Origin of the sequence: Roseofilum capinflatum BLCC-M114 (genome assembly GCF_030068505.1) — a bacterium.
GTDB lineage: Bacteria > Cyanobacteriota > Cyanobacteriia > Cyanobacteriales > Desertifilaceae > Roseofilum > Roseofilum capinflatum.
The window spans coordinates 12,199-33,791 of the sequence record NZ_JAQOSO010000046.1; the positions used below are offsets into that span (position 1 = coordinate 12,199).

Consider the following 21,593-nt stretch of genomic DNA (forward strand, 5'->3'; position numbering starts at 1 on the left):
GCAAGCAAGCTAGGCGGCACTATGGAATGGAACAATTGGAGATATTAGCGAGCAATAAACTGGTTACTTTCTTGGAGAATGCACTCTTCTGTTATCTCACAAATTGCTTCAAACTGGAAATTATTCACCCAAGTGACTAAGTTCTGTCTGAGTTCTAATTGAGTGGTGGGGAGTTGGTCGATTAGGGGCACAATCAAATCGGTATCGGCTTCAGTGGCGGCTTTCTGTAAGGCAGCAATCCATTCTATGGGCTGTTGAGCCATGGCTGCTGAGAGATGGGAACTGGGGTTTTGAGAGGAAGGGGGAGGGGGGAGGGGCTGGCAGTTGTCGCTTTGGGGTTCTGATTCATAAGTATATTCGAGTCCTAAATACTGGGCAATTTTCTCTAAAATCAGGGCTTCAGGAAAGGGTTTATGCACTAAATCGTTACATCCTATGTTCAACATCTGTTGGCGCTCTTCTTCAAAGGTACTGGCTGTGGTGACAATGATGGGAACCTGGGGGAGAGCGCGTTCTTGTTCTCGTTGACGGATGCGGGCGGTGAGGCCATAACCATCAAGGAGGGGCATCCGAATATCGGTGAGGATGAGATCGATCGCTTCTTGTTCCCAGAGGGTTAGGGCTTCTTCTCCTTGGGTGGCTTGTAGCACTTCAAACCCTAAAGGGGTGAGCAAAGCATGAACGATTTCCCGGTTTTCCCATTTATCATCAACGACTAAAATACGATAGGTTTGGTCTGTGGAGGCAATTCCTGTGACTGTACGCTCAAGGCTGGCGATGGGTTCTGTTGTGACTGGGTTAGAGATGAGGGGGAGGTCAAAGCTAAACGTAGTGCCTTGGTTGATTTCACTCGATACACTCAGCTCTCCTCCCAGGAGGTTGACCAATTGGCGGCTAATGGTTAATCCGAGTCCGGTTCCTTCCTGGGATTGTTTGCCACTTTGGGTTTGTTCAAAGGGCTGAAAGAGTTGGTCGAGTTCTTCGGTGGCGATTCCTGTACCGGTATCGGAGACGGTAAATTGTAGAGTGTCGGGTCGATCGCCAAGGGTGAGGGTTAGGGAAACGCTGCCTTTGTCAGTAAATTTAATGGCATTACTGAGTAAATTGAGTAAAATTTGGCGCAGTTTCTTTTCATCGGTGTAGAGGTATTGGGGGACATTGCCTGGGATGTTCATGTTCAGATCGAGGCCTTTCTTTTTGGCTTTGAACTCTAACATGCTTTCTAAATGATGAATAAAGGTGGGTAAATCAAAGGAGTGGGGTAAAACCTCTAATTTTCCGGCTTCGATTTTGGATAAATCTAAAATGTCATTAATCAGGCCGAGCAGATGTTGGCTGCTGCTATAGATGGTTTGGAGTTGTTCTTGATGTTTGCCGAGTAAATGCTTGTCTTTGACCATGATTTGCGTGAATCCGAGAATGGCATGGAGGGGGGTACGCAGTTCATGGCTCATTTTGGCTAGGAAGGTGCTTTTGGCTTGATTGGCTTGTTCTGCGGAGTCTTTGGCTTCGAGGAGTTGCTCGGTACGGTGTTGAACTCGTTCCATGAGGGCGTTGAGGGTTTGGCTCAAGGAGGCGATTTCGTCTTGGGTGTTAATGGGGATTCGCAGTTGCCAATTTTCTTCTTGGGTTGCGGTGGCGGCTAATTGGGTGAGGTGTTCGAGGGGGCTGATAATGTCTTGGGTGGTGCGTAGGGCAATCCAACCGGCGATCGCCACGGCTAATAGACTGCTGAGAATAATGATACTTTTTTCTAGGCCTTGGGCATTTTCGAGTTCAACTTCTGCTTGACGTGCTTGATCTTGAGCCATGGCGAGGAGTTGATCGAGGGTTGCTGCGAATTGGTCTAATTCTTGCTGTTGCTCGGAGAGAATGAGCGATCGCAGTTGATTGTGTTGCTCGGGTAAGGGAAGATCGGGTTGATTAACAATGTTTTGGATGTGATCGCTGTATTCAACTAAGGCTTGAGTATACTGGTCGAGAAATGGCTCGAAGCTGTCTACAGGAGTAGCTAACCAGGCAGGATTTCCGGTGATAAAGGTTTGTAGTTCTTGGTGGATGGCTTGGATCTGGGCTAGGTTATTGTGGAGTTTCTGTTGGTAGAGTTGTGAAGCTTGGCGATCGCCTGCTACTGTCCCCAGCAAAACCGCGAATCGTTCGGCTCTCTCGATTTCCACCTGAAAATGAACCAACAATTGGGCTTGAATATTCGCATCGGCTAATTGCACAATTCCTTGGCCTTGATAATAATCGGCTAAAACCATGCCAATTAAGGAACCGGCTAATCCCGTACCAATGGCTAAGGCATAACCCGATCCAATTTTGTGTCGGATACGTCCCGATTGGATCTGTTGCCATTTCTGTTTCAGCTTACCCGTGATGCGATCGAGGGTCATAATCAGTTAGCCTTTTGAGAGAGTTGCTCGCGAATCAACTGATCCACGCGATCGAATTGAAAATCATAGACCCATTCCGTTAAACATCCTCGCATCTGCGAATTGGGGGTAAAAATGGTCTCAATCAACTTTAGCAGCAGTTCTTCATCGGCGGCTAAGGTTGCCTGTTGGAGTTTTTCCCAATCTGAAGCTTGAACATAGCTGAGGTCTTCATCTTCCACTTTTTCTTGTGCCGTCGGTAGGGGAGCGGTGTGAGGTCTCAGATTGGCGGGAATCTCATACTCTATGGGGTCTGAGGAGGTTTCCCTGGTTTCTCGCTTCACGGGTAGGGTAAACTGAAACCGGCTGCCTTGACCCACCTCAGATTCTACGGTCAGTTGTCCTCCCATCAGTTCCACCACTTGCTGACTAATGGGTAAGCCTAAACCTGTACCTTCTTGAAAGCCGCGATCGCTCGAACTTTGTACAAAAGGTTCAAACAGATGAGCCAATTCACTCGCTGCAATTCCAATCCCCGTATCCTGGACTTCACAGATTAAGAATGCCTCTTCTAAAGACCGATCCTCGCGCCAATGGATTCCCACTGTGATCCCCCCTTCAGGGGTAAACTTGAGAGCATTACCCAACAAATTAATCAACACTTGGCGGATTTTACCTGAATCTCCTTCAATAAAGGGAGGCACATGAGTATCCACTTCAAAGGACAAAGTTAACCCTTGATGCTCGGCCTTGAGCTTAAACATTTGATAGAGGGTACTGAGCATGTCGTACAAATTAAACCGACTTTGATGCAACTCCATTTTACCCGCTTCTATTTTTGACCAGTTCAACAAATCGTTAATCAGGTCTAATAGATGTTCTCCACTGTTATGAATCACTTTCAGATAGCCAAAATGTTCCTCAATTTGAGTCGCACTCAGAGAATGTTGATTGGCGCTCAGATGGCGGATCATGACTTGGGTAAAACCGAGAATTGCATTCAGGGGAGTTCGCAGTTCATGGCTCATTTTGGCGAGAAAATGACTTTTGGCCTGATTGGCCTTTTCTGCTGCTTCCTTAGCGCCGGAGAGGGCTTCCATTACCTGTTTGCGCTCCGTAATATCACGGGCAATCCAAATTACAGAGTCCCCCATGCCGGAAACATCCGTAATGGGGGCAATGGTGGCAGAAAACCAGAGGATTTGATCTTCGATGGTGAGTTGATATTCTGTTTGTAGGGTGGTTTGAGTATTGAGGCTTTGCCAGATCCAATTAATAAAGGTTGTGGATTGATCGGGTTCAAAGATATCTTGTACGCTTTTACCGATCAAGTGGGAGGGCATTTGGTAGAGGGGTTGGGGGGTTGTAGGAGCAATGTTGAGAATGTAGCCTTGGGCATCAAAAACAAGAATTACATCTGTGATCGCACTGAAGAGGGTTTTAAATTCGGTGGTGACTTGTTTTTGATGCAGAATTCTGCCAAAGTCAAGGGCGCGATCGGAGAGCTGTTTGACCCAGTATGGATTTTGGAAGGATGAATAATGGGTAAAGAATACTAAAATTCCCAAGGTGGCCGAGCGTCTAGGAATCAGGTTAGGGGTGAGGGTTTCTTGGGCAGGAATGGGTATGGGTAGGCCAAAGGCGGCTCCTAGACCGACTTTGTGGGCCAGGGTTCCCCTGGAAAAAATATCGTTGTCTTGGGCGAGGTTCCCAAACCATTGGGGTTGGTTGCTATGCCAAACTCGTCCGGGAATGTCTTCGTCGGGAAGGAGAATTAGACCTTCGGTGTAGTGGCGAAAGTCTTGTAGGGCAACCCGGTGGTCTGGGGAGAGAGATTGGGTATTTTGATACCAAATTGAGCTACATTGGAGGGCGCTTTTGTCAGCCGTGGGAATCCAGGCTTCGGCGTAAGTCCAACCGGTGAGTTGACAAATTTGTTCTAGGATTAGGTGCAGGGCACTGGGGAAGTCAGGGGTGGTGTTTAAGGTTTGTTCTAGGGCCAGTAAGAGGTTGGGGGAGACATCTGGGAGTTGAGGCTCTGGGGAGGGGGGAGGAGGGGTTTCGCTTGGGGGCTGTTGGTTTGGGGAGGGTTGGCGTAGTTTGCGGTGGAGGTGATGGGCTTGTTTAATGCCGAAACCTGTGGTCAGCAGTAAGACGATCCAGGCAAACCAGAGGCCTGGGGGGATCGGCAGGGAGCGACTGGAATATACCCATGCGGTTACGGCGATACCGATCGCAGTTGAGATTAATAAGGGAGCGATGACCAGGATAGGAAAGGATGGGTATCGGAACATGGATTTAGGGAGTTAATAATCATTAAATTCATTAACCGTTAATCTTGTTGAGTTTACCACTGAGGATTGGATTGCAGCAGGGCTGTGGCTTCTCTGATGTTCAAAGGTTTGGCAAACCAATAGCCTTGACCAAAGTCGCAGTGGAGTTGTCTGAGAATGTCTAGTTGTTCGGGGGTTTCGATGCCTTCGGCGACGACTTTCATGTTCAGGGTTTGGCCAATTTGAATAATGGGAGGAATCAGGCCGAGATCGGATTCTTCTTGGCTCAGGCTGTTAATGAAGGAGCGATCGATTTTGAGGATATCAATGGGTAAGGTATGCAGATAGGAGAGGGAAGAGTAGCCTGTGCCAAAGTCGTCTAGGGAAATGTGAATGTCTTGGTCTCGGATTTCATGGAGCAGGGTGCGAGCATGTACGGGGTTGTCTATCAGGGCGCTTTCGGTGATTTCCATGGTTAAGGATTGGGGGGAAATCTCGGTTTTGGTCACGGTTTCGGCCACTTTTTCCATCAGGTTCATTTGCGAGAATTGACGGACGGAGAGGTTAATGCTGATTTTGAGGTGGTCGTTTTTCAGGGTCTGTTGCCAGATTTTGAGTTGATTGCAGGCTTGTTGGAAGACCCAATAGCCAATGTCGTTGATCAGTCCGGTTTCTTCGCAGATGGGGATAAATTCGCCAGGGCTGATGAGTCCTTTTTGGGGATGTTGCCAGCGCACGAGGGCTTCAAATCCACTGATTTTTCCGGTTTGCAGGTTGATGATGGGTTGGTAGTGAACGAGAAATTCTTGGTGTTCTATGGCTTTGCGGAGTGCGGTTTCTAGGGTGAGTCGTTTGAGAGCGAGTTGGTGCATGGTGGGGTCGAAGACGTGGTATTGTCCTTTACCCATGGCTTTGGCTTTGTACATGGCGGTGTCGGCATCCCGGAGGACGTATTCGGGTTTGTGGTAGTCCTGATGGCTGATGACGATGCCGATGCTGGCGTTGATAAAGACTTCGTGGTATTCGAGCTGGAAGGAGTAGGAGAGGCTGTTGAGGATGGTTTCTGCTAGTTTTTTGACTTCATCTAGGCTGCTACAGGATTCTACGAGGATGGTAAATTCGTCTCCTCCTAGGCGAGCGAGGATCATGTTTGAGTCTAGGAGGCTGTCGATCCGTTGGGCGATCGCCTGGAGCAGTCGATCGCCGACCAGGTGACCGAGGGAGTCGTTGATCACTTTGAAGCGATCGCAGTCTAGAAAGAGTACCGCAAATTGTTGGTCGGCATTTACTTTTAGATTTTGAATGGCTCCTTCGAGTCGTTCCATAAATAGGGCCCGGTTCGGCAGTCCGGTTAAGGAGTCATGCAGGGCCATCTCTAAGAGTTTTTGTTGAACGCGCTTTCGTTCTTGAATTTCTTGGCTTAGGGCTTGATTGGTTTCTTGCAGTTTTTGGGTACGTTCTTGGACTCTTTCTTCTAATTTTAAGTTTAATTTTTTCAGTTCAGTTTGCGCTGATTTAAGGTGCAATTGATGCTTGACTCTGGCTAAAACTTCTTCGATTTGAAAGGGTTTACTGATGTAGTCACATCCACCTACCCGGAACGCTTTGACTTTATCGAAGACCTCGTTTAGGGCACTAATAAATATAATGGGTATTTCTTGGGTGACCTCCATAGATTTGAGTTCTTGACAGACTTGATAACCGTTCATTTGGGGCATATTAATATCGAGTAAAATCAAGTCTGGAGGTTTGGCTTGAGCTGCTTTAAGGGCCGTTCTACCATTCATAACACTACGAACCTTATATCCTTGTTGGCTGAGTAAATCCGACAATAGACGTAAGTTTTCTGGGGTGTCATCAACGAGTAATATATTATATTTTGGGTTGGGATAATCCACGGTTCTGGTTACTTTTTAGGTGAATAAAACTCTCAGAGAGGTTTAGGTCGATCTCAGAGTTCCTTATTGAGTTTAACAATTCTATATTTTTAATATAACACTGAACTTATTTTTTGGGTAATTACTTCAAATTCAAAATTATCGACTAAATCATTTAAATAGGTGATTAGATTTTGCTGGGGTTCGGGAATTTCCTCCATCAGTTGTAAGATTAATTCAGCATCGGCTTCGATCGCCGCTTGATAGAGGTTCTCTAACCACGCTTGGGGCATTAATTCCCAATGTAAGGTCGAGTCTGAGAGGGCTTCTAGGGAGTCAGAGTCGGAAGAGGACGGGGCACGGTTGTCTATATAATCACAAACATAAGTAAGGTCTAAGTATTTAGCCATGGTCTGGAATAACTCTTCGTCTTGGAAAGGTTTACTGAGATAGTCATCACAGCCGATGGCTAGGACTTGCTGGCGCTCTTCGGCAAAGGCGCTGGCGGTGAGGGCGATAATGACTGTGGATTTCCCTTGAGGATGGGATTTAATATATTGGGTGGCTTGGAGTCCATCCATCACCGGCATCCGGATGTCCATCCAGATTAGATGGGGGTTCCAGGTTTCCCAAAGGGCGATCGCCTCTTGTCCGTTGCTGGCTTGTTTGACGTGAAAGCCCACACTGTGTAATAACGCCTCTAGGAGTTGGCGATTATCTGGGGAGTCATCCACGACTAAAATGCGGTAAGTGGGTTGATTGGGGGCTAAATGGATCACTCGACTGGTCGTTTGGAAAGGGTGGGGTTGAGCCTCGACGGGTTGGAGGAGTAAGTCAAAGGTAAATTGACTGCCAACCCCCACTTGAGAGGCTACCTGAATGTCTCCACCCATGAGTTGGACAAATTGACGACTAATGGGTAATCCCAGGCCGGTTCCTTGTTGAGATTGTCGGCCGACAGCTGTTTGCACAAAGGGTTCAAATAGGGTTTCTAACTCTTCTGGGGCAATTCCTGGGCCGGTATCGCTGACTTCAAAGGTGACTCGGAGGGGACGAGCTTCTGGGGGGGCGATCGCCGAGACCACTAATTTTACCCCTCCCTGTTGTGTAAATTTAATTGCATTTCCTAATAGATTGAGCAGCACTTGACGCAATTTACTCTCATCACCCGCCACATATTCAGGCACTTGAGGAGAGCGAACTAAGGCTAAGGTTAATCCTTTGTGGTCTGCTTTAATTTGCAGCATCTCATTGAGGGTATCGAGCAACGTCCATAAATTGAAGACATTCTCATTTAGGGTAATCTTTCCTGCCTCAATTTTTGACATTTCTAGAATATCATTAATCAAGGAAAGTAAATGCTCGCCACTGCGATTAATAATCTGCAATTGTTCGCGATGCACGGAGCTTAGATCGGGACTGCGGTCAATGAGTTGAGTAAATCCTAAGATGGCATTTAATGGCGTTCTCAGCTCATGACTCATGTTGGCTAAAAAGCTACTTTTCGCTTGATTGGCTGCTTCGGCTGCCTCTTTCGCCTGAATCAAGGCTTTTTCTGCTTGCTTGCGATCCGTAATGTCAGCAATCATTGAGGCATATCCAATCACATTATTTTGGCGATCCATCAAGACTGTATTATACCATTCACAAACAATGTGTTCTCCCGATCGCCTCCTATTGTCACAAATGGAATGGGTGGTATCTTCTTCAGCTTCTAAGGCTTGGATTAAAGCATCTGCTTGAACTTTTTTGGATTCAGCAAATAAAATCTCAAAGCTATGGCGAGAGGATAAAACTTCTAGACGACGATAACCAAAAATTCGTTCGGCTGCTTTATTCCATTCTACAATTTGCCAATCAATCGACCATTCAATTACTCCTAAAGGGGTTTGATCGACTAAAAATTCCAAGCGTTGCTGGGAAGCTCGCAGTTTTTCTTCCGATTCTTTGCGTTCTGTAATATCAGTATAAGAGCCAATAATCCGGACTTCTTCTCCGTGACGATCGTACAAAATTTGTCCCCGGTCTAAAATCCATTTATAACTGCCATCTTTACAGCGCATCCGATATTCAATGGTAAATAGGGGATTGTTTGGACTACCCTGATAATCAAGATTGGTAAACATCACCTGTTCAAAATCATCGGGATGTAAACGAGTCATCCACTCACTGGGGCGATCGCTAATTTCTGACTCGGAAAATCCCAGCATTTCTTTCCATCGAGCCGAATAAAACATGGTATTATTTTCCAAATCCCAATCATAAATTCCATCATTATTACTTTTGAGAGCAAGTTGCCAACGTTTTTCACTTTTTTTTAAGGCTTCTTCAGCAGCTATTCGTTCTGTTACATCCGATTGCAGCATGACATAGTGAGTCAGTTTTCCTATTTTATCTCGCAAGGGATACAGGGATAAGTTGCTCCAAAAGTGCTGCCTGTTTTTACGATAGCTTTGGCAAGTGACTTCAAAGAAGTTTTCGTTACGAATTTGTCTTTTTATGTCGGTATATTCTGATTTATAGAGACTGTTTTCATAGAGAAAAAAAAGCGGTTTGCCCAGAACTTCACGGGCAGAATATCCGGTAATCTTTTCAAAGGCAGGATTAACATAAATAATGGGTAAACTAGAGTGTTGAACATTGCTAATAATAATGCCATTATCCGAGACTTCTACCGCTCTTTGTAAGAGTCTGAGTTGTTCTTCATTGCGTTTTCTTTCCGTGATATCACGAGCGACAAAAATTACTTTTTTGTCCGGCATGGGGGATAGGGTAGCGGCAAACCAAAAGGTCTGTGTCGATAGGGTTAAGTAATACTCAAAATTGATGGTTTGGTTTTGCTTGGAGACCTGTTGTAAATAACCGATCAATTTTGAACGATAGTCTCCATAAATAATTTGATTAATGGTTTCGCCAATGAGATCGTAGGATTGATGGAAAGAGAGGGCCGGACAAGTGGGGGAAACTTTCACCACTTCTGCGTCATGATCCATGACTAAAACCAGTTCGGTCATGCCAGCGAACACCGATCGCAGTTCCGCTTCAGAGGTATGTAACTTTTGTTCTAAGAGCTTGCGATCGCTGATATCTTCAATTACACTGAGAAAGTAAGCGGGTCTTCCAGATGCATAACGCACTAACGAGATAGTGGTATTCACCCAACTCTGAACTCCAGATTTAGGAAGATAGCTATTTTCGATGGTAATAAAGGGTAAAGAGCCACTTAAGAGCCGATCTAAGTAACGTCGAGTTACTTGTGTATAATTACGATATTCTGAACCTTGGATATTGTGAGGAACCATCAGTTCAAAAAAAGAGTGATGAATCAGATCGGAACTCGAATACCCAACTAAGTCGCAAAATTTCTGATTGACTTCAATAAAGTTTCCCTGTAGGTCAATATGGGCCATGCCAATGACCGCTTGGGCAAAGGTTTGATCGAAATGGGTTGGGGAGGGTGAGGGGGGGGTTGTTTCCCTAGGGTTACCCCTCAGATGCTGGAATAAGTTGGAGAGGGTAACTACACCGATCAATTTATGGGTGGGGGTGACTAAAGGGAGATGGGTGAGATGATGCTGCTGAAAATAGGCCATCAGGGTTGAGAAATGATCCTGAGTGCTAAATGTTGCCCAGTCAGAAATTTCTAGGGTGATCCCTACGGGTTCCATGAGTTGCAAAACGGTCATGTTTTGCCCGCTTTGCGACCCCCTTAGATAGGGAAGTAAAGAAGATAAATGTAAGCGTCCGATTAAGTGTTGGTCTTCGATGACCCACCCTAGGGAAGGGGGATCGGCTAGGTTTTGGGAATTTTGGTAGAGCTGCCAATGGGCGATCGCCTCTGACCATCGCATCTGAGGTTCCACAGTGAGGGGATGAAAATCAATCCACTCATCGTCTTTGAAGCTGAATTTTTCAAAATCAGACTGGTGCATAATTGCCAGAGACTCTAGAACTTACGCTGTATTTTTATTCCCACAATCAACCCTGTACCGATTAAGTCTTGTTGTCATTGGGCAGTTGTTTTCTGTTATATCAAATTTAAATCGGTTTTCCTATTCACGTTAACTTGCGTAAACTTCAGGAGTCTGAATTCTGAAAACGCACAGTTCGTTCAGGTATCCAGTTGGGTTCAATTTTGGACGGATTCAGACATGCCAATGAAGGTAAAAGCAGCCCAATTGCGAGGTTCTGGGAACTGTTGTTGAGTCAGTAACATGGCTTGCCGCAGGGCGCTGGCCTTATCTTCTCCCTGTTGTATTTGTTGATAAAAGTTGGTCATGACCATCACCGTGGGTTGATCGGGAATTGCCCATAAGGAGACTAATACCCCTTCTGCTCCAGCGCTGACAAAGGCTCGTGAGAGTCCAATTACTCCATCCCCATTGATCGTTCCCCGTCCCGTGTCACAGGCGCTCAGTACGGCTAATTCTGCGTTGAGGGAGAGTTGGGAGATTTCTTTGGCCGTCAAAAAACCCTGATCGCCAGTTGTGGGAGCTAGAGCTAAGGAACTCAACAATCCGCCTCGATCGTTGAGCAGTCCATGGGTGGCTAGATGGATGGTCGAGGTGGCTTGCATTTTAGAGACCACGGTGGGTTTGGTGGCGCGATCGCCAATTAAGGGTTCTGTATTGAGCAAAGTGGCGATCGCCTCGGCTTCTCGTTCCGCACCCGGTAAATCTTCCAGTTGCACCCTAATTTTACCCCCATCTAACTCAATTTCCGGCATCGTAGGATTGCCCACCACCAAGGGTTGATTCTCCCTCGCTCCTTGATTTTGATTGCGATCGCGATTTTGACGAGTTAAATCTAAAACTTGAATCGAAGGAGAAGTCATTAACGTATGTTTCTCTACTAAGTACGTCCCATTCCTATCCTGAAGAGCCGGAAACGGGACTAAAAGCAGAGCATCTTGGGGTATAAACGTTACACGCTCCTGCGGGTCTTTAGGCAATAAATCGGCGATCGGTTCAATCAAATACTCATGCAATTCTTTCAGAGGTTCTCCCGGAGGCAGTCGGCGACGGGATGGCCCCGTGAGGGTAATAAACACCCGTGCTTTTTTTACCAATTCATCTAAACTAAAATTCAGGGGAACCTGGCGAAACTCAATATTTCCTTGGGGAGAAATCACCCAAACATATAATTCAGTCGCAATTCGTTCTGGCAGATCGGACGTTAACCATTCTCCAGGGCCCCGTTGATAAAACCGCCCATATTCATACTGCACCGTATAAGTCACTAACGTCGTATTTTCCCGTTGGGCAATTTGCTTAATCTGACTAATATTGGGCGGTTCAGCCACCATAGAACTCGGATCGGTTCCTAATTTACTCACTAACAAATCCACCAAAGCCCTAGCACGGCCAGCCTCTGAAAGTTCCAACGCTTCTAGAGGTTTATTTTCTTCAATGGCAATTTGCTGTAAAAGGCGATAAATATCCGTGGATTGATCGTAGGTGAAAATCTTTAGTTCATCTTCAGAAAAACTCGTGAAATTTAGATTGAAGAGAACACTATTACGCTGGTTATCATAACCCTTTATCGCCTGGGAAAATCTTGATTTTGCCGCTTCTAGTTGTTCGTCTTGTAGCAGTAAAAAACCCAATCGTTCTTGACCAATGGCTTGGGAAGATAGACGAGAAAATTCTAGAGCATCAGCAGCAGTAGGAAACTCCTGTTGTTGTTCTTCAAATCCTTGGTTGAGCAGATTTAGGGCTTGAGTTTGAACCGCGATCGCCTGCTCTAAATTCCCTGACCAATAGTAAATATTACTGAGATCTTGCAGGGCAAAAGACTCGGAGGTAAAATCATCTTGTTCTCGAATCCGATTTAAGCGCTTTTGTTGTAAAGCGATGGCTTGCTCGTAGTCTTGCTCAATGGTATAATATTCGCTCAACGCTTTTAGGGCTTGATCCACTTGAAACTCATTTCCCGTTGCTTCACCAACGGCTAAAAGTTCTTCAAACGTCTGGAGTGCTTTTTCCAGTTGCTGGGCGTAACTATAACTAATTCCTAGGTGAACTAAAATACTGCCCTTAAGTTGTGCATTATCTACCGATTTGGCTAAAGTGAGGGCTTCTTCTTGGGCCTGAACAGCTTGACGATAGTCGCGATTGGCAAAATAAGCTAATCCTAAATCATTGAGTCCTTCAATCTCTTCTGTTTTAGTCCCAATTTGACGCACAATATCTAGATATTCTTGGCGCATTAAAATGACTTTTTCATACTCTAGAGCTTGCAAATAAGCCAAACTCAAATATTTGAGAATCACCTTACGACTCGAAGCAGTAGGAGCAACTGCTAACTGAGATTCTAAAAAGTCAATTCCATAGGCATCTCCGAGCTGACTGTGGGCAGTCGATGAACTCCACAGAAGGCTCCCTTCCATCTCTTCATCCCCCAATTGTCGGGCGAGTTTGATTGCCCGTTCGTAGAGGGCGATCGCCTCCTCAAAGTCACCCAAATATTGATGGGCTGCTGCTGCCTTATTTAAGATCCCCAATTCAAACAGGGGATTGCCTAATTGTTGGGCTTGCTCTAATTCCTGGGGATAGGTTTGTAAAATAGTTTCATAAACTGGGCGCAATTGATCCATCGGATTTGCCCAACTTACGGAAGGAAAAACAATCAGAGCATTAAAAACTAAAATCGATACGATAGATTTTATCATCATTAATTCCGTCTTTAGAAAAGCTTATTTTCTCGAAATTTGAGTTAGAATGCAGAACATGCTGTTGTATTCACCCATCATAGATCAATGACCAATCGTTTGGCCCAATCCAGAAGTCTCTACCTCCGAAAACATGCTGAAAATCCCATAGACTGGTGGCCCTGGTGTGATGAGGCGCTACAAACTGCACAACAGGAAAATAAACCAATTTTTCTCTCCATTGGCTATTCAAGCTGTCATTGGTGTACGGTGATGGAAGGGGAAGCCTTTAGTAATGCAGAAATTGCTGCTTATATGAATGCCAATTTTCTGCCCATTAAAGTGGATCGAGAAGAACGCCCCGATGTGGATAGCATTTATATGCAAGCGTTGCAAATGATGACGGGACAAGGGGGATGGCCGTTAAATATTGTCCTGACTCCTGAAGATCGGATTCCCTTTTATGGGGGAACCTATTTTCCCGTGGAACCCCGTTATGGTCGGCCCGGATTTTTACAAGTCTTGCAAGCATTGCGACTGTTTTATGACCAGGAACAGGAAAAATTAGCCAGTCGCAAACAGGCGATCGCCGAAGCTCTGCACCAAGCAGCAACCATTCCCGCAACCGGAGAATTGGGGGACGATCTCTTGCAGAAAGGACTCTCCACGAGCGTCAGTATCCTCAGAGCGCGGGATATGGGCCCAAGTTTTCCCATGATTCCCTATGCCGAAACTGCCCTCAGAGCCACCCGTTTTGCTGAGAGTGATTCCCCCCAAGATGTCCTAGAAACTTGCGCTCAGAGGGGCTATGACCTGGTGCTGGGGGGCATTTTCGACCATGTGGCCGGAGGCTTCCACCGCTACACCGTAGACGGTACATGGACAGTTCCCCACTTTGAAAAAATGCTCTATGACAATGGTCAGATTATGGAATATCTGGCTCATCTCTGGGATGCGGGGATACAAGATCGAGCCATAGAACGGGCGATCGCCTCCACCGTCACCTGGTTAAAGCGGGAAATGACCGACCCCCAAGGCTATTTTTGGGCCGCCCAAGATGCCGATAACTTCACCTCATCCACGGCCTTAGAACCCGAAGAAGGAGACTTTTATATCTGGGACTATGGCACATTAGAAAGCCAACTCAGCCCCGAAGAATTTCAAGAGCTTCAGCAACAGTTTGATATTAGCCCAACTGGAAACTTTGAAGGCAAACTCGTCTTACAGCGCACCCAAAAAGGACAACTTTCAGACACCCTAGAAACTGGACTAAGCAAACTTTTCACCCTGCGCTATGGTAGCCCTAGCAAAACCCTCGAAACCTTTCCACCCGCTCGCAATAACCAGGAAGCCAAAACCCAAACCTGGCCAGGACGTATCCCCCCGGTAACCGATACCAAAATGATTTTATCCTGGAACAGTTTAATGATATCCGGGTTAGCCGCAGCCGCCAAAGTTTGGCAACGTCCCGATTATCTAGACCTAGCCATTCAGGGAGCTAGTTTTCTCCTAAAGAATCAATGGGTAAATGGTCGCTGTCACCGGCTAAACTATGAAGGTGAACCCGACGTTTTCGCCCAAGCCGAAGATTACGCCTTATTGATTAAAGCCCTCTTGGATATTCAGCAGGCCAGTTTATGGTGTTCTGCCAGTTTAGAGCTTCCCGATTTACAAGCCAAAGCGATCGAAATTCAAGCCGAATTCGATCAATTGCTTTGGAGTGTAGAATTGGGCGGTTATTACAACAGCACCAAAAGTGATGATTTGATTATCCAAGAACGGAGCTATTTAGATCATGCTACCCCTGCCGCAAATGGCATCGCCATTGCCAATTTAGTGCGCTTATTCCTCTTAACTGAAAACCTGGATTATTTCGATCGCGCCGAACAAGGCTTACTTGCCTTTAGCACCATTTTCTCCAAATCGCCTCAAGCTTGTCCCAGTTTATTTTCTGCCCTAGACTGGTATCGCAACTGTACCCTAGTGCGGATTATGGAAGGGCAACTAGAGCAGCTACAGGGGTTATATTTACCGACGGTGATGATCCAGAACGTTCCAGAATTACCGGAAGGGGCGATCGCCTTTGTTTGTCAAGGTCTGTCCTGTAAAAAACCGGCAACCTCCGTGGAGGAATTGCACCGTCAATTGCGTCAATGTCAAACCCGATCTTAATGAGGGAAAGTAAGGTGGGCAGTGCCTACCTTACTCCTTGACTAAAAATTTGTTAATTAGTTACAGCGCAAAGCGCTGTAACGGCTCAAAGCCATGTACCACAACCCTATTCCCTATTCCCTATTCCCTATTCCCTAGCGCGAAGCGCTATAAAACTATCTATGTCAAAACATCGCAATCCTGTCCTTTTAATTCATGGTATTTTTCGCAAAGCCTATGTATTTAACCGCATGGTTAAATACCTAAAAGAACGGGGATGGGACGTGCATCGATTTGATGTAGTTCCCAATACTTCAGTAGTAGGATTAGATCGACTAGCTCAACAGATTAAAACCTATGTCGATCAAAACTTTGCCCCGGATCAACCCATTGATTTAATCGGCTTGAGCATGGGTGGTTTAGTCAGTCGCTATTATGTGCAGCGCTTAGGAGGACTGGATAAAATTCAACGATTTATTACCATTGCTTCTCCCCATCATGGAACGTATATGGCTTATTTACTCCCCTTTATTGGCGCTGTACAAATGCGTCCGGGAAGTCAGTTTTTAGCCGATTTAAATGGAGATGTACAGCAGTTAGAAAAAGTGAAGTTTAGTTCTCTCTGGACTCCCTACGATTTTGTCATTGTTCCGGCCCAAAGTTCGATCATGCCGGTGGGAACTAATATTAAACTCTGTGTTTTTCCTCATGCGATGATGGTACGCAGTACGAGTACCTTAGTTACAGTCGAAAAAGCACTGATGGATCAACTGTAAGGGATGGTGACAGGAGAGAGCGCGATCGCTTATTTCCCTATTCTTGACCATCTCTGCGTCCGAGTTCATAAACTCCACAAGCGACACAGGCTAATAATCCCATGCTAATGGCCCAACTATTGCCTAATGTTGCTTCTACGGCCCAGTTAAATAAAGCACCGACAATTAGGAAGGGGATGATACTAAAGAGGGAGGCATAAAAGGAGTTTTGCGCTTCCCGGCTTTCGCGAGTGCGCTCGAACTCTTCGACGGAGGTATAGAGACTGCGTTCGGCAAAGTTAAACCACCGAGTCAGTTGCAGCATAATCCAATCCCCAAGGGGAGAAAAACCTAAGTAAAGACCGAGAGACCAAAGGGTGGTTCCGGCGATCGCCGTTGTATCGAGGGAAAAGGAGAACGGGAAAATGTCGGTGAACATGAGAACAGGCGTTTTGAGTGCAATTCTACCTAGTGTAATCAATTCTCCAGGGTTTGCATTAAGGATTCAAAAAAACAATTTAGACTGTATAGGATAATACTCCATTGATTTTGGAGTAGGTCTAGGGTGATGCTCGGATCTCCCCTGCGATCGATTAAGGTATTGTGCTTGAAGTAGAGAATCTGCAAATCTTCGACAACTCCAAACGCACCAAAGGGTAAGTTTAAATTGATTTGGGCCAGCTCTCTAAGGGTTTTATCGAGATTTTCGGGAGTTACATTTTTGCTTAACTCAATAAATAATTGTAAGAATTCTTGGGTGGCAAACTCTTCACTTTCATGCATTTTTGGCAAGAGACAAAACTGCCAATCCATCGGGATACCTTCTAACAGATAAAACCGAGCAATTAAACCATAATAGGGAACTTCTTCAGTAGGCTCAATCCATTGATTTTCGATTTCCCAAGTGTTTAAGCTCTCTTGAATTGCCACCAATAACTCATCGGGAGGTTCTAAAGGCTCCATAATTCCCTCTACTTACTATAATCGAGTTGCGTGACAACATTACTTGGCTTCGGTAATCGGTTATTGACAATTCGCTTAACTGTAAGTTTCAGACCTAAACCAATCAAGATACATAATCCTGGATATTGCTTCGGATCGAGATCGTTGGCTTGCAGATAATCCCGCAGTTTAGTCTTATCTGTTTTAGCCGTATCTGTTTGCAGATCGTCTCGCTGTTTCAAGACTTGCATTTCTGCGTGGGCCTTCTCTAAGATAGTTCCGGCCATTTGATTCAGGCGATAGAAATAATATTGATCGGCACTGACAAATCCTTGCTGTTTCAAAGTATCATTCCTAATTTGATCTCGTGCTTTCTCTTGTTTAGATAAACCCAATTTTGTGGCCATAAATCCGGTTTTCACACTTCGACCGGTCTGCCGATGATATCGTTCATTCACGCCTAATTCTTCATCGACAAAATCGGTTTTGCGCTTACGCCAAGCAAAATACTTGGCTAAAGCGATCGTACCACCAATGACTCCAGCCACAGCCAGAGCAATCCATCCAGCCGGCCCTAATCCCGCTAATAGCAGAGCGCCACCGAGGATCATGGCGGTTCCTTTCAGAACTTTGGCTGCACCTGCTTTTTTATCCCAACCTTGGTTTTCTGCGCCTAATTTTGCTCCTTTGGTCAGGTCGCTATGGAGATCATCACGGCTACCAATTGCTTCTAACTCTTGCTTATTTTTTGCGGCTTGACGATATTGGCCAACTCCTACTCCGATATTAATGGCCCCGCCAACAATGGCAAACGCTCCGGCTGCGGATGTGGCGGCTGCGGTGGAGAGTCCACTTCCCAGGGTGTTGAGTATTCCTGTCTTTTCGACTGCGTTGGATAGGGTGACCAGTCCGGTACTGGTATAGCGGCCGATGTCGGCTAGGGTAGAACCGAGCTTACCGACGCGAGTTTTATAGAGAGCCAGATCGTTATCGGCTAAAAGTTCTGTATATTCTCGATAGGCTGTAATCAGTAGGCCCACAACGCCCAAAAGGGAGGCAACTTCACTACTCCAATCGGCGACGGCTTGACCTCCAACCAGATTAGCCATCTGAGATACGGAGGCAGAACCAACGGCAGCAACTGCACCACCGAGTTCGGACATATCTTGGATAAAGGTATCATCCCAAGGGTTAACGGCTCTGACGGTTTGCAGTGCGTCAGAAAATTTGGCCCAATTAAAGCCTTTACGACCGAGTTTACTGAGTTGTCTGGATTTGAGATTAGATTTGGCTTCGTCTAGGGAAAAGTTACTGACTCCTAGCTGGGATAAAATCATGGCCCTTTGTAGGGGCCCTTGGTTTTTATAGATATAGAAAATATCGGAATAACCGGATTGACCGGCTTTGCGTTCAATCCAATTATCAATGGGGGTTAATAGGGATGATAAGGTTTTTTCTTTCTGAGTTTTTTCTGCTAGGAATTGACTTTGGGCCTCTTTTAATTCTGCAATGAGTTGTTGGAGCTGAATTTTATCGGGGGTGTCGGGAGCTTTGTGGCTGGGGGGTTGGGGGCGGTTTTGTTGCTCAGAGTCTTGTTGATTGGGGGGTAGGGGAGCTGGGTGGGTTGGAGGTGCGGGAGTTGGTGGGGTTGTTCCTCCTGGAGGATCGTCTTTGCGCTGGATAAGGCTTTGGCGCTGCAAGAGGTGGGTGGGTTTCCAGGGTGTGGGTAAGGGGGAGTTGTCGGGTTGGCGTTGGAGGGGTGAGGAGAGGTGTCCCCAGTTGAGGTGGTGTTTTGGGGGAGTTGAAGATTGGGGTTGTGGCGATCGCCGACTCCTTGATAAAAAGGGTGATTTGTGGGGTGGGGAAATGGTGCGATCGCGCCTAGGGAGATGCTTGGGATAGAGGCTTGCGCCGGGTTTTTCGGGGGGAGCGGGCGATCGGTATAAATTCTCTTGCGGCGCTAAAGTGGAGACTCCGCCCAACAGTTCCCCAGTGTTCACGGGTAGAGATTGCACCGTAGGGGTGACTGAGGGTTCGCTCTGTGCGATCGCTTGAGGGCTGCGGTTGACCCAAGGACGAGATTTCGGCAACTGAGTTTTGGGTTGCACGGGTTCTTGAAGGGTTCGTTTGCGTCGAATTTTCATGATTGGGGAGGGCCAAGGTCGAGCCGTGTTCCCTATTATAGACTGATCTGAATCCGGGTTAGTGGGCGATCGCTATTCTATTTGAACCACAGAGGCACGGAGAAAGACAGAGGGGGTATAATTACGGGTTATCTGGAGGGCGCTGGGGAGGTTTGGGTTATGGTTGAAAAACGTAAGCTCAATAACAGTAAATATACGGTTGAAAGAGTATTAGGATCGGGGCGTTTTTCCCAAACTCTGTTAGCCTATCATACGGCAGGCGATCGTAAAGATGAACGTTTGGTGATTAAAACATTGCGGATGTTTGACAAAAATCGAACGCCAAAATCGTCAGAGGAAATTAAAAAACTAAATGATAAATTACATCGAGAAGCGACCAAGTTAAGCAAATGCGATCATCCCCATGTGGTGCAATTGATTGACGAAGAATTTACAGAAACCGATAGTTTTAGGAATGAATGGGTTTGTCTGCCTCTGGAATATATTTGCGGCGTGAGTTTAGAAAAGTTAAACCAGCGAGTTTTACCCGAAAAAGAAGCCCTGCGCTATATTCGCCAAATTGGAGAAGCCTTAATCGCTGTCCATAAAAAAGGGTTAGTGCATTTAGATGTTAAACCGGATAATATTTTAGTCCGGCAAAAAACAGATGAAGCCGTGTTAATTGGCTTTGATTTTTCTAGAGCGCCGTCCCATGGGTTAAGTGAAGAAACTCAAAAATTTGCCTCTGATGGATTTGCGGCGCTGGAGTGGTATCTAACAGAAGATAAAGAGTTAGCAGAATTGGGGCCCTGGAGCGATGTTTATAGTTTAGCCGCCCTATTCTATTGGTTATTAACGGGTGTAGTTCCCCCTAGCGCAAAAGACCGACATGAAGGGACAAAACCATTAAAATCCCTGGCAGACTTTGATCAAGAGATTTCCAACCGGGTTAAAAATGCCATTGAAAAAGGCATGGCAATTAAGCGAAATGATCGACCGCAAACCGTGAAAGCATGGTTGAATCTATTGGGGGGATATCGGTTCAATTTCGATTGGTTTGAAGAGCGTCATGTTCCCAAGTGGACAGCACTGGGGGCATTAGCTGCGGTTGCCGGGGTTTTTGTCGGTATCTATTTTGGGTTTATGAGCTTGAAAAACTCGACTCCATCCCCTCAAATAGAACCCACACCTTCAGAGGAGGAAACAGTTGAGAATCAGGGTTAAGTTGCCCTCATCCCCCAGCCCCTTCTCCCACGGGAGAAGGGGAGAAATAAGTCCCTCTCCCGTGGGAGAGGGATAACTGCCCCTCATCCCCCTGCCCCCTTCTCCCGCAGGCGCTGTCCTGCTTGCCCTGAGCGTAGCCGAAGGGAGCGAAGCCGAAGGGAGAAGGGGGAAAAGTCCCTCTCCCGTGGGAGAGGGATATAGGGAGAGGGCAAAATCTACCGATTAATTAACAGCAAATCCTGTGTAAGGACGCATCAAAGGTTCGCGAAAGGCTAAAACAATATCGGATTTAGGCACACCTTTTTCCACCAGTTCATTGGCAATACCAATTTCTGTCCCGTCATGGTGTATCCAAATTTTATCCTGTCTAATCGATAAGTGTAAGAGACATCCATACTGAGGTCGGCGGTTTTCCCAACCAGTATTGACGACTTGATAATGGTCTCGTTGGAGATCAAAAACCAGTTCGGTTTGCGCTTCACCCTCAGATTTAAACGGTTTAGCGTGTTCGGTTAACAGTTCTTGGATGTAGGAACGATAGCGCTCTATTTTTTCCATTCTGCAATCACCTCTTCAACAGAATCATAAATAATTAACGCAATTTCATACTGATTAATAACCATTTGCACAAAGGGAAGAGAAAAGAATTGTTGGTAGACATCTAGGGGGACGGCGAGATAAAGTGTGCGCTCTGGTTGTTCTACTTTGAGGGCAAGTCGATAGGTCATAAATTGCCCTACGGCTCCGTGAAAGTCATAAAGGTTAGAGGAGCCAAGAAAGCTTTTAATTTCAACAGCAATTTTTTGGTTATCTCGTTCTGCGGCTAGGATTTGTTCAGCTCCTAGGTCAATTTTTACAGTCGCGCCACCCGTCTTGATTTCTAGAGGGTCGTCGGTAATCAGCCAACCTTCTTTTTCTAAGGCATTTTTCACCACATCATGAAATAGGTCTTTGGCCATAGTGGATTGAGTGAGGTAGGGTTAGCTTGATTATAACTTTCCTACAGAAAAGCCCTCATCCCCCAGCCCCTTCTCCCACGGGAGAAGGGGAGAACAAGTCCCTCTCCCACGGGAGAGGGATTTTCCTACGGACATGAAAGGGAGAGGGCATAAACCCATAGAAAAGCCCTCATCCCCCAGCCCCTTCTCCCGCAGGAGAAGGGGAGAAATAAGTCCCTCTCCCGTGGGAGAGGGATATAGGGAGAGGGCATAAACCCATAGAAAA

Annotated in this window: 13 protein-coding genes; 3 read left to right on the plus strand and 10 right to left on the minus strand. The window is 46.1% G+C overall.

The genetic code is table 11. From position 1 onward, the window contains the following. Positions 1-44 precede the first annotated feature (44 nt). The 5 genes from PMG25_RS08905 to PMG25_RS08925 all read right to left on the minus strand — a co-directional run bounded on the left by PMG25_RS08905 (position 45) and on the right by PMG25_RS08925 (position 13,195). Entirely contained in the window at positions 45-2,396 is a 2,352-nt protein-coding gene (locus PMG25_RS08905; RefSeq protein WP_283766545.1) for an ATP-binding protein, read from the minus strand. Between the two features lie 2 nt (positions 2,397-2,398). Further along, entirely contained in the window at positions 2,399-4,669 is a 2,271-nt protein-coding gene (locus tag PMG25_RS08910) for a sensor histidine kinase (RefSeq protein WP_283766546.1), read from the minus strand. Positions 4,670-4,722: 53 nt separating this feature from the next. After that, the gene (locus tag PMG25_RS08915; protein WP_283766547.1) at positions 4,723-6,546 is read right to left on the minus strand and encodes a two-component system response regulator; all 1,824 of its coding nucleotides are present in this window, start codon (positions 6,544-6,546) and stop codon (positions 4,723-4,725) included. 89 nt (positions 6,547-6,635) lie between these two features. Continuing rightward, a complete protein-coding gene (locus PMG25_RS08920; protein ID WP_283766548.1) occupies positions 6,636-10,457 on the minus strand; it encodes a PAS domain S-box protein in 3,822 nt (1,273 codons plus the stop codon). A gap of 197 nt (positions 10,458-10,654) precedes the next feature. Further along, positions 10,655-13,195 carry a CHAT domain-containing tetratricopeptide repeat protein gene (locus tag PMG25_RS08925; RefSeq protein WP_283766549.1) on the minus strand — a complete coding sequence of 847 codons (2,541 nt, stop codon included), beginning with the start codon at positions 13,193-13,195 and terminating at the stop codon, positions 10,655-10,657. 87 nt (positions 13,196-13,282) lie between these two features. Here PMG25_RS08925 and PMG25_RS08930 point away from each other — a divergent pair, with 87 nt between their 5' ends. Further along, positions 13,283-15,346, plus strand: a complete 2,064-nt coding sequence (locus PMG25_RS08930) for a thioredoxin domain-containing protein (RefSeq protein WP_283766550.1) — start codon at positions 13,283-13,285, stop codon at positions 15,344-15,346. A gap of 161 nt (positions 15,347-15,507) precedes the next feature. Beyond that, entirely contained in the window at positions 15,508-16,101 is a 594-nt protein-coding gene (locus PMG25_RS08935) for a lipase family alpha/beta hydrolase (protein ID WP_283766551.1), read from the plus strand. 37 nt (positions 16,102-16,138) lie between these two features. Here the strand turns inward: PMG25_RS08935 and PMG25_RS08940 are convergent, their stop codons facing one another. From PMG25_RS08940 to PMG25_RS08950, 3 genes are read right to left on the minus strand one after another with little or no spacing between them, the layout of a single operon-like run. Then, complete coding sequence (locus PMG25_RS08940) at positions 16,139-16,519, minus strand: hypothetical protein (RefSeq protein WP_283766552.1); 381 nt, start codon at positions 16,517-16,519, stop codon at positions 16,139-16,141. A 38-nt stretch (positions 16,520-16,557) separates the two neighbouring features. Continuing rightward, positions 16,558-17,043: a hypothetical protein gene (locus tag PMG25_RS08945; protein WP_283766553.1), complete on the minus strand. Its 486-nt coding sequence runs from the start codon at positions 17,041-17,043 to the stop codon at positions 16,558-16,560. A gap of 8 nt (positions 17,044-17,051) precedes the next feature. Continuing rightward, entirely contained in the window at positions 17,052-19,166 is a 2,115-nt protein-coding gene (locus tag PMG25_RS08950; protein ID WP_283766554.1) for a hypothetical protein, read from the minus strand. 159 nt (positions 19,167-19,325) lie between these two features. Here PMG25_RS08950 and PMG25_RS08955 point away from each other — a divergent pair, with 159 nt between their 5' ends. Next, complete coding sequence (locus tag PMG25_RS08955) at positions 19,326-20,369, plus strand: serine/threonine protein kinase (RefSeq protein WP_283766555.1); 1,044 nt, start codon at positions 19,326-19,328, stop codon at positions 20,367-20,369. 222 nt (positions 20,370-20,591) lie between these two features. Here the strand turns inward: PMG25_RS08955 and PMG25_RS08960 are convergent, their stop codons facing one another. Both PMG25_RS08960 and PMG25_RS08965 read right to left on the minus strand, forming a co-directional pair. Then, positions 20,592-20,927 (minus strand): XisI protein, encoded by a 336-nt coding sequence (locus tag PMG25_RS08960; protein WP_283754639.1) that lies wholly within the window; start codon positions 20,925-20,927, stop codon positions 20,592-20,594. Further along, complete coding sequence (locus tag PMG25_RS08965) at positions 20,915-21,328, minus strand: XisH family protein (RefSeq protein ID WP_283766556.1); 414 nt, start codon at positions 21,326-21,328, stop codon at positions 20,915-20,917. The genes PMG25_RS08960 and PMG25_RS08965 overlap by 13 nt, the downstream gene beginning before the upstream one ends. Positions 21,329-21,593: the final 265 nt, after the last annotated feature.